The organism is Streptomyces sp. B93, assembly GCF_018070565.1.
GTDB lineage: Bacteria > Actinomycetota > Actinomycetes > Streptomycetales > Streptomycetaceae > Streptomyces.
Map to the genome: position 1 here is coordinate 110,635 of NZ_JAGPXL010000007.1, position 14,294 is coordinate 124,928.

The 14,294-nt window shown below is 74.3% G+C and carries 7 protein-coding genes and 2 pseudogenes; 2 read left to right on the forward strand and 7 right to left on the reverse strand.

Annotated elements, in window-relative coordinates; all coding sequences use genetic code 11:
• Nucleotides 1-48 precede the first annotated feature (48 nt).
• Nucleotides 49-1,542 (reverse strand): aminotransferase class V-fold PLP-dependent enzyme, encoded by a 1,494-nt coding sequence (locus KBY47_RS09450; protein WP_210920537.1) that lies wholly within the window; start codon nt 1,540-1,542, stop codon nt 49-51.
• Nucleotides 1,532-2,911: an MFS transporter gene (locus KBY47_RS09455; protein WP_210920538.1), complete on the reverse strand. Its 1,380-nt coding sequence runs from the start codon at nt 2,909-2,911 to the stop codon at nt 1,532-1,534. The genes KBY47_RS09450 and KBY47_RS09455 overlap by 11 nt, the downstream gene beginning before the upstream one ends.
• A 162-nt stretch (nt 2,912-3,073) precedes the next feature.
• Between KBY47_RS09455 and KBY47_RS09460 the strand changes: the two genes are divergently transcribed.
• Nucleotides 3,074-3,958, forward strand: coding sequence for an NAD-dependent protein deacetylase (locus tag KBY47_RS09460; RefSeq protein ID WP_210920539.1), 885 nt, complete (start codon nt 3,074-3,076; stop codon nt 3,956-3,958).
• Between the two features lie 2 nt (nt 3,959-3,960).
• On the opposite strand, the pseudogene KBY47_RS36385 reads toward KBY47_RS09460, so the two are convergent.
• The 3 genes and pseudogenes from KBY47_RS36385 to KBY47_RS09470 all read right to left on the reverse strand — a co-directional run.
• Nucleotides 3,961-4,044, reverse strand: a pseudogene (locus KBY47_RS36385) (DNA-binding response regulator); the annotation flags it as partial.
• A 1-nt stretch (nt 4,045) separates the two neighbouring features.
• Nucleotides 4,046-4,169, reverse strand: a pseudogene (locus tag KBY47_RS36390) (histidine kinase); the annotation flags it as partial.
• 236 nt (nt 4,170-4,405) lie between these two features.
• Nucleotides 4,406-5,131: an alpha/beta fold hydrolase gene (locus tag KBY47_RS09470; RefSeq protein WP_210920541.1), complete on the reverse strand. Its 726-nt coding sequence runs from the start codon at nt 5,129-5,131 to the stop codon at nt 4,406-4,408.
• 174 nt (nt 5,132-5,305) lie between these two features.
• Between KBY47_RS09470 and KBY47_RS09475 the strand changes: the two genes are divergently transcribed.
• Nucleotides 5,306-5,704, forward strand: coding sequence for a helix-turn-helix domain-containing protein (locus tag KBY47_RS09475; protein WP_210920542.1), 399 nt, complete (start codon nt 5,306-5,308; stop codon nt 5,702-5,704).
• 49 nt (nt 5,705-5,753) lie between these two features.
• Here KBY47_RS09475 and KBY47_RS09480 read toward each other — a convergent pair whose 3' ends face one another.
• Together KBY47_RS09480 and KBY47_RS09485 are read right to left on the reverse strand one after the other, a co-directional pair.
• Nucleotides 5,754-11,735: a hypothetical protein gene (locus tag KBY47_RS09480; protein ID WP_210920543.1), complete on the reverse strand. Its 5,982-nt coding sequence runs from the start codon at nt 11,733-11,735 to the stop codon at nt 5,754-5,756.
• 31 nt (nt 11,736-11,766) lie between these two features.
• Complete coding sequence (locus KBY47_RS09485; protein WP_210920544.1) at nt 11,767-14,292, reverse strand: hypothetical protein; 2,526 nt, start codon at nt 14,290-14,292, stop codon at nt 11,767-11,769.
• Nucleotides 14,293-14,294: the final 2 nt, after the last annotated feature.

Below are 14,294 nucleotides of genomic sequence, written 5' to 3' on the forward strand. Positions count from 1 at the left end.
GACAGTGAAGCGCACGGCACTGACATCGGCGGCTCGGGCGGGTCCGGGTCACGGTCTCACCTGGAACAGGGCGGAGACGTACTCCGTCATCAGCCGCTCCTTGAGCCGCACCGGCAGGGCGTCCAGGAGCATCAGCACCGGTGCCATACGGGTGGGCGGTCGCCCCTCGCCGCCCAGGTCCGCGAACGCCAGCACCGCGGCGACCTCCTCGGGGGTGAGGGTGTCCGGGTCCAGTGCGGCCGCCAGGGCGAGCAGTTGGGGGTCGACGGTGACCGGAGCGACGGCGGCGCGGGCGCCGGTGAGCGCCTCGGTGAGGTCGTTCAGCAGGGCCGGGACGTGGGCGGCGGTGGCCGGGGTCAGGGTCAGATGGAGGTTGGGGGGCAGTGCGCCGTACGCCAGCTGCGGCTGGAGGTACCAGCCGCGTTCCCGCATCTCGTCGGCCATGTGCAGGACCCGGGCGAGGTCGGGGGTGGCGTCCGGGCCGGTCACGGTGAACGCGACGAGGTTGCCGACGGGTTCGCCGAGCACGCGGACGTCCGGCAGGGCGCGCAGCGCGGGCAGCAGGCGGTCGGCGGCGTCCGCCACCTGGCGGGTGAGTTCGGTGTAGCCGTCGTCGCCGAGGTGGTGCAGGACCGCCCAGGCCTGGGCGGCGAGCCCGGCCGGCCGGGTGCCCTGCACCGTGGGGTTGACCACCGGGTAGCCGGGCCAGCGGGCGTGCGCGAAGTACTGGTGGCGGCGCAGGTGCGCGTCCCTGTACAGCACGACGGAGGCGCCCTTGTCGGCGTAGCCGTACTTGTGCAGGTCCACCGAGAGCGAGGTCACCCCGGGCACCGTCAGGTCGAAGGGTGCCACCGGGCGGCCGGTGCGGGCGAGGAACGGCAGGAACCAGCCGCCGACGCACGCGTCGACATGGCACAGGACGTCGCGTTCGGCGGCGGCCGCGGCGATCTCGGCCACCGGGTCCATCACCCCGTGGGCGTACGACGGTGCCGACGCGACCACCAGGGCGGTGCGGTCGGTCAGCGCGGCCGCGACGTCCGCCGGCGCGGGGCGGAACGTCTCCGGGTCGACCGGCACGGTGACCGTCTCCAGGCCGAGGTAGTGGGCGGCCTTGTGGAAGGCGGCGTGGGCGGTGGCGGGCAGGACGAGCTGGGGGCGGGTGACACCGCGTTCGGCGCGGGCGTGGTCGCGGGCGGTCTTCACCGCGAGCAGGATCGACTCGGTGCCGCCGCTGGTGAGGGTGCCCTGGGCGCCCGGCCTGCCGAGGACCGCGTTCACGGCGCCCACCAGGTCGTTCTCCAGCCGGAGCACGCTGGGGAAGACGGTGGGGTCGAGGCCGTTGACGGTGGCGTGGACGCGGTAGGCCTCGGCGGCGAGGTCGTCGAGGCCGGGCACGCCCGCGTCGTACACGTAGGCGAAGGTGCGACCGCCCCGGGTGGGGGCGTCCTGCCCGCGCAACTCGCGTAGTTCGGCGAGGAGTTCGGCGGCGGGGCGGCCCTTGGGCAGGGCGGGGGCCGGGGTGGGTTCGGGTTCAGTGGGCACGTCGGGTCCCTTCCTCCTCGGTGGGGTGGGCGAGCCGGGCCGACTCGCGGCGGTAGCGGCGCAGCAGCAGGAGCGAGGCGAGGACCAGGAGCGCGGGCAGCACGCTCATGGCGGTGTTGATGCCGGTGACGGCGGTGTCGGGCTGGCGCACCCGTTCGCTCGCGTCGGAGGAGCGGAACCCGGTGACGGTGAGGACGAGGGCGAACAGGGCCGGTCCCGCCGCCAGGGCGAGGGTCTCCGCCGCCGTCCACACGCCGGTGAAGGTGGCGGCGCGGCGCCGCCGGGTGCGGGCGGCGTCCGCGGCGAGGGTGCGGGCCAGCAGGGTCAGCGGCAGCAGTTGCAGCCCGGCGTAGGCCACGCCCACCCCGGCGACCGCGGCGTAGGCGACGGCGGGGTGGGTGTGCGGGGTGAGGACGAGCAGGGCGCCGGCGCCGGTGAACAGCAGGGAGGCGTACCACAGCGCGGTGCTGGTGCCCACGGCCCGGGCGAGCCGGTTCCATGCCGGGGTGGCCGGTATCAGCGGGCCGATCATGCAGACGAACAGCCAGGTGACGGAGGCCGCCGAGCCGAGGACGTAGGTGGCGAAGTACTGGGTCCCGGCGAGCATGACGCCCACCGCGAGGGCCTGCACCGTCCACATCCCGGCCAGCGCGGCGAACGCGCGGTTGTCCCGGGCCGCCGCGAACTGGGCGCGCAGGGAGGGCTCGGCCGCGCTGCGGGCGAGGACGGGCGCGCGGCGGGTGGCGCGCCAGGCGCCGAGCATGCCGACGGCCAGCAGGACGGCGACGGCCACGCCCATCGTGCGGTAACCGGCCGGGTCCTCGTCGTCGGTCCGGGCGAGGGCCGGGGCCAGCGCGCCGGACAGCAGGATGGACACGCCGAGGAAGGCGACCCGCCAGCCCAGCACCCGCGCCTGCTCGGCGGGGTCGTCCGTCATCTCGGCGGGCATGGTCACGTACGGCACCTGGAACACGGCGTACGCGGTGGCCGCGAGGACGAACAGCACCGCCACGTAGAGGGCGGCGGCGGTGCCGCGCAGCGGGGGCGCGGCGAAGACCAGGGCGAACAGGGGCGGCAGGGTCAGCGCGCCGATCAGCAGGAAAGGGCGGCGGGAGCCGTCCTGGGCGCGGCTGCGGTCGGCGGCGGCCCCGATCAGCGGGTTGGCCACGACGTCCCAGGCCTTGGGCAGGGCGACGGCGGCGCCCGCGAGGGCGGCGGGCACGGCGAGGACGTCGGTCAGGTAGTAGAGCAGCACCAGGCCGGGGACGGTGCCGAAGGCGCCGGTGCCCAGGGACCCCAGCCCGTAGCCGACGCGGACCGAGCGGGGCAGTGCGGTGCCCGGACGGGGTCCGGTGGACTGCTGTGTCATGCGGCTTCCGGGGGGGAGGACGGGAACCTGCGAGGTCAGCGGGCTGGCCGCGTGCGCGGCATTGTCGTCCGCCGGGTGGGCGCCGGACAAGCGGTCGTCGGGCACCGGATGCGGCGGATCGGCGGCGGGGCCGCTTCGCCGCCGGTTCCGTACCCTTGCGGCATGCGCATGCGCCCCACTCTGAGCTGGACACCCACCGAGGACCTGCCGCCGGGTACGACGGACCTGGAGCCGGTCGCGGACGCGCTGCGCGCCGGGGGTGTGCTGGTGCTCAGCGGGGCGGGCCTCTCCACCGAGTCGGGCATCCCCGACTACCGGGGCGTGGGCGGCAGCCTGAGTCGGCACACGCCCATGACGTACCAGGACTTCACCGCCAGCGCGGCGGCCCGGCGCCGGTACTGGGCGCGCAGCCATCTCGGCTGGCGCACCTTCGGCCGGGCCCTTCCCAACGCCGGGCACCGGGCCGTGGCCGCGTTCGGGCGGCACGGCCTGCTCACGGGTGTGATCACGCAGAACGTCGACGGTCTGCACCAGGCAGCGGGCAGCGCGGAGGCCGTGGAACTCCACGGCAGCCTGGAGCGGGTGGTCTGCCTGTCCTGCGGCGCCCTCAGTCCGCGCCGGGAACTCGCCGTGCGGCTGGCGGAGGCCAACCGGGGCTTCGCGCCGGTGGCCGCGGGGATCAACCCGGACGGTGACGCCGACCTCACGGACGAGCAGGTCGGGGACTTCCGGGTGCTGCCCTGCACGGTCTGCGGCGGCGTCCTCAAGCCCGACGTGGTCTTCTTCGGCGAGGCGGTGCCGCCGGGGCGGGTCGAGCACTGCCGCGCCCTGGTCCGTGAGGCGGCGTCGCTGCTGGTCCTCGGCTCCTCCCTGACGGTGATGTCCGGGCTCCGCTTCGTCCGCCAGGCGGCCCGGGCCGGGAAGCCCGTCCTCATCGTCAACCGGGACGCCACCCGCGGCGACCAGTACGCCGTCGCCCGCGTCGCGCTGCCGCTGGGCGGCGCCCTCACCACCGTGGCGGAGGAGCTGGGCCTGCCCGTCGGGTGACGTCAGGGCAGCAGCCGCCGCTCCTTCGCGACGGCCACCGCGCCCGCCCGGGTGTCCACGCCGAGCTTGTCGTAGATGCGGCGCAGGCAGCATGCGCTGGCTGGACGGGCCCTGGGCGAGGGTGTCGTGGATCTCCCGTGGAGAGCCGCTGGCGTTCGGCGAGGGTGCCCGCGCGGCGTTCGGAGGCGGCGAGTTCGCGGCGGGTGCTCAGCGCCGGGCGGGGCGAGGAGTTCGACGGCCTTGCGGTGACTGATGCCGCTGCTCATCGCGCCGGCCCTCGGCAAGCGGTTCTACGGGCGCCGCCACGCCGTGGAACGATGCTGCGACCGCCTAGAGCACTTGCGCGGCACCGCGACCCGTTACGACAAGACCGCCGGGTCCTGCCAAGGAGCCGTCACCCTCGCCTCGCTTCTGATGTGGGCGTGACACATTGACGACAGCCCTTGGCTAGGAAAGCTTGAGAAGCAGTTCGCTGAGTTCGCCCGGCATGGTGATCATGCAGTCGTGGCCGGTCGGCAGCTCCCAGACCTGCGCGGCACTGCCGTTGGGTTGGACCGAGGGGACGGGACGACGGGTGACTCCCGCCGGCATGGCGCCGACATTGTGAATGTGCGTGCGCGGGATCGCGTTAGCGGCGGGGTTGCCCAGTTGCACCGGCTGCTGCAGACAGCGCGCCGGGTGGTCCGAGAGCATCCCGCGCAGCCAGGCAACGTCAGCCGGGTCGGTGACGCCGAACAGGCCGAAGGGCGCGGGCTGCTCGGGCATCGGCGGCACGCGCCAGCCGCTCTCGGACTTCTCGGCGAGTTCGATCAGTTGCCGTGTCACGGGTTGGACGTCGACTGCGGACTCGCCGTCCTCCGGGACCATCGCGTCGAGGTAGACCAGGTGGGCGATGCGTTCCGGAATCCGGTTGGCCGCGGAGGAGATCACCAGCCCTGCGTAGCTGTGGCCGACGAGTACGACGTCGCTGAGGTTCTCCTCGGTGATCAGCCCGACCACGTCGTCGACGTGCGTATCGAGACCCACCTCCGGACCCAGCAGGTGGGCCTTGTCGCCGAAGCCGGTCAGGGACGGCGCGAACACCCGGTGCTCGGCGGCCTCCAGCAGCGGTACCACCCGATCCCAGCACCGTCCGCTGTGCCAAGCACCGTGTACCAGTACAAATATGGACATCGATCTTCCTTCGCGGGAGCAGAAGAGCACGGTTGCGCGCAGGCCGCTGGTTCGCGGCTCTGGCAGTTACCTTTCATACCTCGGTACTGTTTGAGTACCAAGGGCATGCTGGTGCACTCGACGCGCCGCAGGCAATAAGGCACTTTCCGGTGACCCGGTTCTCTGGAGGTAACCATGGACGCGGCACAGGGCGATCCGCGGTCGGCGGCGCGGCCCAGCGACGCGTGCCGGACCCGGGTGGTGCTCGACATCGTCGGAGACAAGTGGTCGCTGCTGGTCGTGCGCAATCTCAAGGACGGACCGCGCCGTTTCACCGAGCTCAAACGGGCCATCGACGGAATCAGCCAGCGCATGCTCACCGTGACGCTGCGCAGCCTGGAGCGCGACGGAATCCTGACCCGCACCGTCCACGACGTGATGCCGCCGCATGTCAGCTATGAGCTCACCGAGATGGGCATCACCCTGCGCGAGGCCACCGCGCCCCTGCTCGAATGGAGCGTCGCGCACCTCTCCCGGATCGACGATGCCCGTGCCGCCTACGACGCCCGCACGGATCCACCGATGACCTCATAGCGCGACGGCAAGTCGGACGAGCACATAGGGCGCGCATCACCTGGGCACGTCACGGCCACGGCTCCGTAGGCCGTACCGTGTCGAACGCCAGGCCGCTCGCGCTCTCCCCCGTGCCGGGCGTCTTCTCCCTGCGTACCCAGCTGTGCCAGGTGCCGTCGGACCAGCGGGCCAGGACGGGGCGGCGGGCGAGCAGGACTCCCTCGCGCGGTACTTCCTCCTCGTGCAGCCACAGCCCGGGGGTGATGAGACGGCCCTCGGGCCGGGAGTCGAGGCCGGGGCCGGTGAGGGTGGCGAGGCGGAACCGGATCTGACCCGCTCGCACCGGTTCGGGGACCAGAGGGAACCAGTAGTCGGGGACGATGGACTGGACCGCGTACGCGGGCACGGCATCGGGCCCGGGTACGGCCGTTGCGGGCGGTGCGGTGCGGGCCCAGCGGTCGCGGCGGTCGACCGGTTCGCCGCGGCCGTCGGTGTAGTGGTGCTGAACCGCCCAGGCCAGGTTGGCCAGTTCGTCGCGGGCGAGGAGGACCCGTTCGAGGGGCTGCCCCGGCTGGCCGCGTTCGGAGGGCAGGATCAGCAGGCCGGACGCGGCGGGGTGGTCCGGGTCGGGGCTGCTCAGGGTGAACATCGTCCAGGACGGGTCGTCGCGGCCGGCCCGCTCGACCAGGTGGTGCCGGCCGAAGACGTCCCGTACGAGGAGCCGGTCCAGGACGGTCAGTGACGCGGTGGGCACCTCCAGCGGCACCAGGAACCAGTCGTTGCCGAAGACCGTGGCGAACGAGATCAGCAGCAGCCGCCCGGTGTCCAGCGCGGACACGTCCGCCGCGCCGAGGTCGACGCGCGCGTCCTCCATCTCCCAGAACCGGTCGGCCGGCAGTCCGCCGTACCGGACGGTCGAGGGCAGGCTCTCCTCCTCGAACGCCCGGCTCCGCCCCGGCGGCGCCGCCTCGGCGTCGGGGTCGGGGTGGACGTCGAGGGAGTACCAGTCCAAGCCGTCGCCCTGGTACTCCTCGGCCCGCAGGACCGTACCGCCGGTGGACAGGTCGGCCGCGTACTCGCCGCGATGCGGGTCGAAGCAGTCCGGGCCGTGCTCGGCCAGTTGGGCGGCCCACCAGTTCCGCCAGCGGGCGGCCACCTCGCCGAGGCGCGGGTCGGGTCCGGCGTCGAAGGTGCCCGCGTCCAGAGCCGCCGCCACCGACGCCGCGTCGGGCAGTCCGCCGTCGAGCAGGCCGGTCAGACCGGCGCCCGCCTCCTCTCCGGTCGAGAGCCGGAGCGGGGCAAGGGCGGTCCGCGCGGCGGCGAGCAGTCCGGCGTCGTCGGCCATGCGCAGCAGCGCGGCGCCGCCCTCCGCGCGCAGCCGCTCGTCGACCTCGACGGGCTCGTCCTCGATCTGGGTGTCCAGCGGGCCCTGGCCGAGGTCGTACGGCACCCAGTCGGTGGCCCCGCCCGGTCGCCAGGCGTCGACGGGCACACTGCTGCCGCTCATCCGCACCACGGCCGGGGACCCGGCGTCCTGGGCGGTGAACTCCCCGAACTGCCACTGCCGGGTGAGCAGCCACAGCGGGTCGTGCACCCGGGCGGCGAGGCCGACGTCGACGTCGGAGGCCCGGTGCCGGGGTTCCAGTTGGAAGGGTCCGTCCGGATCTGTGTCCCCTCGTTTCGTCTCGATCCTGGACAGGGCCCGGCCGGTCGCGCCCCGCTGGGCGATGCGGATGCCGGGGAGGAGCGATCTCAGCGGGGCCAGGTCCTGGTGGTCGACGGCGCGCAGCTTGGCCAGCTCCAGGGTCTCCCGCAGTACCTGTGCCAGTCCGTCGGCGGTCCAGCCGCGCTCCAGGTCCGGGGGGACCGCGAGGAGCACACTGTGCGGGGCCTTGGCGTCGGGGCGGTCGAAGTGGAAGGCGACGCCCGTCAGTTCGGACTCCGGGACCGGTTCGGGTCCCGGCGGCGGCTGGTCGGAGCCGGGGAGCAGTTCGATCCACTCGTCCAGGACGACACCGGTGATTTCCGCGTCCGGCGCCAGGTCCTGCGGTGCGTGCCAGACCAGGTGGGCCGTGGCGGGCGGGCGCTGCCCGGCGGGGAAGGAGCCGCCGATCCAGGCGTCGCCCTCGGCCGTCGGATGCTGGGCCGCGCGCAGCCGTTCCACCCGCCCGGCCCGGTTCCCGGCCAGCAGCAGCGTCTCGTGCAGGGTGCGCACGGTGGGTCTTACGGCCGCGTTGCGCCGCAGCCAGTCCTCGAGGTCGGCGCCGGGCACGTCGCCGCGGCCCGCCGGTGGCGGGGGCGACGGTGTCCCGGTGAGGGCGGGCAGCAGCGGGAGGTCGGCGCCGAGCAGCGGGGACAGCGCCGTCCGGGCGCGCGCGAGCCACGCGTCGGTCTGCTCCGGTGCGACCGTCTCACCTGCCAGTTCCCGCACCTCTGTGATGGCGGGGTGCCCAGCGAGCGAGGGGGTCGCGGCGAAGGCGGCGAGGCGGGTGCGCAGTCGTGTCGTGTCGACCGAGCGGCCGGCCGCGCCGCCGGGCAGGCGCGAGGGCAGCAGGGGCTGTGCGGTGGACAGCAGGGACCGGAGGCGGGCCGCCCGGCCGTGCAGCCCGTTCCATCCCGGTCCGGTGAACACGACCGGGGTCTCCGGCGGGACACCCGTCGCGTCCCGCACCGCTCCGCGCAGCCCGACCGGTTCGGCGGCAGCCGCGTCCAGTACGGCGCTGAGGGCGCCCAGACCCAACTGGTCGGCGGTGAGTTCGAAGGGGCGGGGCTCCGCCTGGTCGTCGTCACCGAGTCGGCCGGCGAGGGACCAGCCCGTCGCGGCGCCGAGGAGATGGGCGACCCACGCCTCCAACTCGGGTTGCAGCGTGGCGAGGGGGTCGGTGGGCCAGCCGGTGGGCGCGGCCGGTTCGGCCGGGAGCAGGGCGGCCGTGCGGTGGGTCAGGGCGCGGGCCCGGTGCGGGGTGCGCAGTACGCGGAAGGTGTCCGGCACGTCCTCACCGCGCCCGAGGGTGTCGGCGGTCAGGCCGGCGCGGATCGGGTTGCCGCCCACCAACTGGTGGACGCTCTCGGCCAGTACGAGGTCCCCGACCGCGTCGAGCGCGTCGGCGAGGTCCTCCAGCAGCGGAGTCACCGCCGCCCGGTCGTTCTCCAGGCCGACCACCGGTGCCTGGTCGATGACGCTGGCCAGGTCGGGGGCGCCGGACCCGGCGCGGGCGAGGGCCATGCCGTCGACGACGTTACGCGCGGAGACCGCCTCCGCGCTGCGCGCCCACAGGTCCGCGTCGGTTTCCGGGGGCGCCGTCGCGGGGACGAGGGGCGGCGGGAACTGGCGGCGGAACCGCTCGATGAGGTGGTCAAGTTCGGCGTCGTGCAGGGCCCGTTCGAACCGGTATCCCAGCAGGGATCCCAGGTTCTGACCCTGCCGTACCCCGCCGAGCAGCCAGCGGGCGACGCGGGCCCGGCGGGAGCTGAGGTCGACGGCGTAGCTCCGCTCGTCGGGGTTGCCGAGGAACCCGGAGCGCAGGACGGCCGCCGTGGCCGCGTGGTGCAGGGACGGCGCGTGGATGTAGCCGTCCTTACCGGACAGCTCCACGGTCGTGGACACGTCGTCCAGCTCGATCTCCAGCTGTTCCCTCGGTACCGGGGGACGGAGGTCCTCCACCCACCCGTAGCAGCCGAACCGGACGCCCTGTGTGCCGGACGTGCGCAGTTCGGTCAGCCGTTTCGACGCCAGTGAGGTGATCCAGGCGTCCAGGCGGTGCGAGTGGACGTCGATGACCTCCAGCAGCAGTTCGGGCAGCTGGGTGACCGGTACGGCGGCCAAGGTGCGCAGCGCCTGCTCCAGGCGGGTCAGCGCGGCGGCGGCCCCGGAGGCGGCGGCGACGCGTTCCGCGCGCTCGCTCTCGTCCAGGCCCTCCAGCACATCGGCGACCAGCTGGTCCACATCGCCGGTGACGGCCAGGGCCTCGCGCAGAGGGTCACCGGCGGGATCGAGGTCGTCCAGGAAGGTGGACCAGTTGGGCAGGAACAGCAGCGCGTCGAGCACGCCGCTCATGTCCCGTTCGTCATCGGGGACTTCCTCCGTTCCCACCTCGTCCTCGACCGGCTCCTCACCTTCGGTCGGCGGCTCCTCCTCCAGGCCCGGAAGATCGAAGAACGTGCTGCGCCGAGCCGGGGTCTCCCGTCCGGTCGAGAGCTCCACCGGCCACTGCGTGTCATACGCCTCGGCCGCCAGCTCTCCCGCCAGAAAGGCCCGTACCGCACCCAGGTAGTCCGCCGTGGCAGCCGCCCGGGCCGGGAAGGCCTCGGCGTCCGGGGTCAGCCGGGTGACGAACTCCGGGACACCGGTCGCCTCGTCCAGGCTCGCGCCGAGCGACGTGAAGCCGTCGCTGGTCGTCGTCCAGCGGAGCATGCCGTCGGGCGGCAGACCGGGCAGGCCGAGCAGCGCGGGGGGCGCGTCGAGGGGGGTGAACGGCACCGCGCGGGCGGGCCCGTTCATCCGGGTCATTTCCAGCCCGGTGGCCACGGGCAGCCGCCGCAACGCCTCCACCGCGACCCCGTCCACGGGCTTGCCCGGTTCGACGCGGGGGATGGTCACCTCCTCCTCGCCGTCGTCGTGCACCACCCGGTGGGCCACCACCGCCCGCCAGCGTTCCCGCAGCCGCATCAGCCAGGGCGCGATCACTTCGTCGACGGCGTCGGCGCGTTCGGCGCGCCAGTCGTCCAGCGCGGTCACGGGCAGTACGCCGTAAGGCTGACGGCCGACGCGCAGCATCGGCAGCGGCCCACGGCCGCGCACGTGTGCGGCGATGTACTCACGGACCGCCCGCCAAGGTCCCTCGGGGACGACACCGTTGGGCTGTCCGGTGCCCAGGTCGACCGTGGTCAGCGCGGCCTCGGCGAAGCCCTTGCCCAGCGTGGGCCAGGTGAGCAGGGACAGGGCGGCGACCGCCGACGGCGCGGCGTCGTCGGCGCCGGGGCAGCCGCGCAGGAACCCGGCGTCCGGCAGGCCCAGCGCGGTCGCGAGGGTGTCGGCGACCGGCCGGTGCCCCGCCTCAGGGTCGGGGTCCGGGCCGGGGTAAGCGGGGGCGGAGGACCAGCCCGACCGGGAGCGCGGGGTGTTGTTGGTGACGGTGCCGGAGGGCAGCAGGCCGAGGCCGCCGCCGTAGCGGTGACCGTGCAGCAGGTCGCGCAGCCGGGCGGCGCCGTCCGCGGGCGCGTCGTCGCGTACGCCGACCACCAGCAGCTGGTCCAGGTTCTCGGTGTTCTCGGGCGGGACGATCAGCTCGATGCCCATGCCCGCCTTCACCGCCTCGAACCAGTCGGTCTCCCAGCCCTCCTCGTCGGCGCGCAGGAGGCCGATCGGCAACGGGTCGGGGACCGGGCGGCCGAGTTTGTCGACCACCACCTGGCCCTCGAACAGCCCGAGGAAACGCCAGCGCCTCGGCATCGCCACCGCGTGCGGACGGTGCTCCTGGGGATCGTCGGAGCGCGGAGTGGGCGCCGGAGCGCCGGGGCGGCAGGCGCGGACCGCCCAGGAAGCCCGGGCCGGTCGCAGTTTCGTGAGCACGTCGTGCCAGGCCTCGGTGCCGGGGTGCTGCCAGTACGCGGTACCCGCGGCGACCTCGGCGGGGGTGAGCGCGGGCTCGAAGCGGGACAGCAGGATGTCGTCCGGGTAGATCCGCACCCGCAGGGTCCTCGGCTCCCACCAGATGGTCTCCACCCGCACCGGCAGCAGCGCGATGGGCGCGGTGTTGTCCTCGGGGAACAGTGCCTCACCCTCGGCCAGCGCCCGGGTCAGCTCCTCCTGGGCCCCGGCGGCCAGGCGGTTCGACTCCTCGGCCCGGCTCCGCAGTTCCGGCAGGGCCGCCTCGGCCGCGGCGAGCGCCTCGGCGGCGGTGGGCGGAAAGGGGGGATCGGGCAAGCCTGCCTGGACGTGGGCCCGCAGCCGCCGTGCCACGGCTTCCTGCTCGTCGGCGAGGGCCCGCGCGGTGTCCGCTTCGGTGCGGGCCCGGTCCAGTTGCGCGCGGGCGGCGAAGGCGTCGGTCATGTCCCCACTGCTCCTGTCCTCGGTTCGGTGCTCAGCCAGCCAGCAACCTGATGGCGCGGAAGGCCAGTTGGAACGGCTGCTGGAAGGCGATGCGGGCCATGTCGCTCGCGTCCCGGGCCCACACCGGCGGGTCGGGCTGGGTGAGCCGGGTCGGCGTGGCGGGCGCCTGTCCGAGCTGGACACACCGGGTCTGCTCCACGCCGACGCCCTGCCAGGTGAGGTCGGCCCAGGTCTTCGTCTCGGCGGGCTGGTCGCCGGTGTCGAAGCCGAACTGGGTGCCGCGCATGGGTTCGCGGAACACGAAGAACCAGTCCTCCGTGCGGGCCTGCTCCGCGTCCAGGTCGTGGAACAGGTACAGGACGGTGGACTCATCCAGTGCCAGTGCGGTGGCCTGTACGCCGTCGGAGAAGGCGGGCGGCAGCTTGCCGTCCACTCCGCGTACGGCGAGCAGGGCGGTGCCGGGGAAGCGGCGCAGCAGATCGCCGCGCACGAGCAGCGCCAGATCCCCCTCGCCGCCGGTGCGCAGCTGGCTGCCCAGCGCGGCGTCCGGCGGCCACAGCGCGATCTCCTCGACGTCCGCGCTGTCGCCGGGCCAGAACCGGGCGAACGGGGTGCCGCGCTGGTCGGTGGGGAACTCCCGCCACAGCAGCTCACGGTTGAACTCGTGGTTCAGCCCGACCAGGAGCGCGGCGATGAACTCGGGGTTGGTCTCCAGCAGGGTCACCGAGTCCTGCGGCAACGCGCCGATGCCGGGCAGCGCCCACTCCGGCCAGCGGGCCAGCACTTCCTCGGCGATCGGCACGGTGAACTTCGGGTGGGCCATGATCGGCCGCAGCGGGCGGTCGTCGGCCTCGGTGCGCCGCGCCCAGAAGTCGGCGGGTACCCGGTCGGCGAGACGCAGCAGTTGCAGCCGCATGGGGCTGAGCCCGGCGCGCAGTTCGCCCGGCAGGCCGCCTTCCGGCGCGTCGTCGCTGACCATCCCCATCAGTTTCAGCTTTCCGGCGAGGAACGACTCGGTTGCTTCGCCGTCCGCGGCGAGGTGGGCCCGCCGGGCGAGCGCGCCGTTGGCGCGGGTCAGCCGGACGAACGAGGTGCTGGCGGTGCCGGCCGGCAGTTCCTCCCCGACCGAGGCCAGCTTGGCGGCCAGGGTGGTCGACTCCGCGTCCGGTTCCGTCACGGACACGGACATCCGCCCGCTCACCGGTGCCATGACGCTGACCAGTTCGGACGCGTCCAGCGGGTCGAGGTGCTTGTGCTGGGCCCGCTCAGCGGCGACGGCCGCCAGCTCGCCGGCCGCCAGCAGCCGGTTGGCCCGCCGGATCTCGCCGGCCTGTTCCCAGGCCCGGGCCATCAGGAACTCCTGCTCCAGCTGCACGTATCGGCAGCCGAGGGCGGCGGCGACCCGGCGGCGGACCTCCACGTTGAGCGTGTTCATCCACACGTCGGGCTCCACCGGCACGGTCTGCTCGCCGGTGTGGTGGCCGCCGTAGAGCGGCGGGGCCACGGCGATGTCGTCCCGGTCATCGGCGGGTTCCCCGCCCCCCTCCGGTACGGGCTCTCCGCGCATCAGCGCCGGTGCGTCCACCCGCTCGCGGATCAGGGCGCGGAACCGGTCCTGTGCCGCGGGGTCGGACCATTCCTCGGGGGCCGCCGTGCCGGGTGGCCGCAGGGCGCCGTCCATGGCGACGGTGGCGGGGCCCGCGGCCTCCTCGGCGGGCCAGGGACGGCCGACGTCGACGGTCCGGGTGCCGAGTCCGGACTCGGCGGCGGGCCGGAAGCGCAGCCGTCGGGCGAGTTCCTCGAAGGTGCCCGCCTGCCCCGTACGGAAGGTCCACCAGTGGTAGACGGGCAGGTCGACGGTGTCCCGGCCGGGGACGGGCCAGGCGTCCGCGGTGGCCGCCGCCCGGAACGTCACGTCGAGGCCCGCGTCCCGGCCCGCCGCGGTGGCCGGCACCACCGCGGCGATCCAGCCGCGGCCCGGGGCCAGCCGGCGCGGACACAGCAGCCGTCCGACGACACCCGCCGAGTGGAGGCGCACGCCCTGTTCCACAAGCCGGCGGGCGCCGTCGAGGCCGGTGACCTCGTCGGGCAGTCGTGCCTCCACGTGGGTCCAGGCCCACCGTTCGGCCAAGGGGGGCAGCGCGGCGACCGGCGCGGTGAGGACGGGCAGGGGGTGCCCGGGGCGGGGTGGGGCGGCCTCGTCCTCGGCCAGCACGATCAGCGCGATCCAGGGTTGCGGGGTGGTTCCGCCCGCGGTGGCCACCGTGCCCGGAGACAGCAGCCAGGGCAGGTCGGCGTGGGCCAGTTCCACGCTCGCCAGCACGTTCTCCGCCGCATCGGGCGTGCCGGGCGGCGGTTCCTCGCGCAGCACCATCGAGCGGTCGAAGCCGAGCACCTCGCCGGGCCCGACCAGCGACAGCCGCGGTCCCTCCACCTCCGGCTCCTCGCGGCGGCCCTCGATGTCCCGGAGGAACCGCACCGCCGTGCGCAGCTGCTGTCCGTCGGCGGACGCGGCGGCGCCGACCCGCACGGAGGAGAAGAACCAACGCGTGCTCATAC

Bases quoted from the DNA above. Each gene is read 5' to 3' on its own strand.
- KBY47_RS09455 (WP_210920538.1), bottom strand. From the start codon at position 2,911: ATGACACAGCAGTCCACCGGACCCCGTCCGGGCACCGCACTGCCCCGC.
- KBY47_RS09460 (WP_210920539.1), top strand. From the start codon at position 3,074: ATGCGCATGCGCCCCACTCTGAGCTGGACACCCACCGAGGACCTGCCG.
- KBY47_RS09470 (WP_210920541.1), bottom strand. From the start codon at position 5,131: ATGTCCATATTTGTACTGGTACACGGTGCTTGGCACAGCGGACGGTGC.
- KBY47_RS09475 (WP_210920542.1), top strand. From the start codon at position 5,306: ATGGACGCGGCACAGGGCGATCCGCGGTCGGCGGCGCGGCCCAGCGAC.
- KBY47_RS09480 (WP_210920543.1), bottom strand. From the start codon at position 11,735: ATGACCGACGCCTTCGCCGCCCGCGCGCAACTGGACCGGGCCCGCACC.
- KBY47_RS09485 (WP_210920544.1), bottom strand. From the start codon at position 14,292: ATGAGCACGCGTTGGTTCTTCTCCTCCGTGCGGGTCGGCGCCGCCGCG.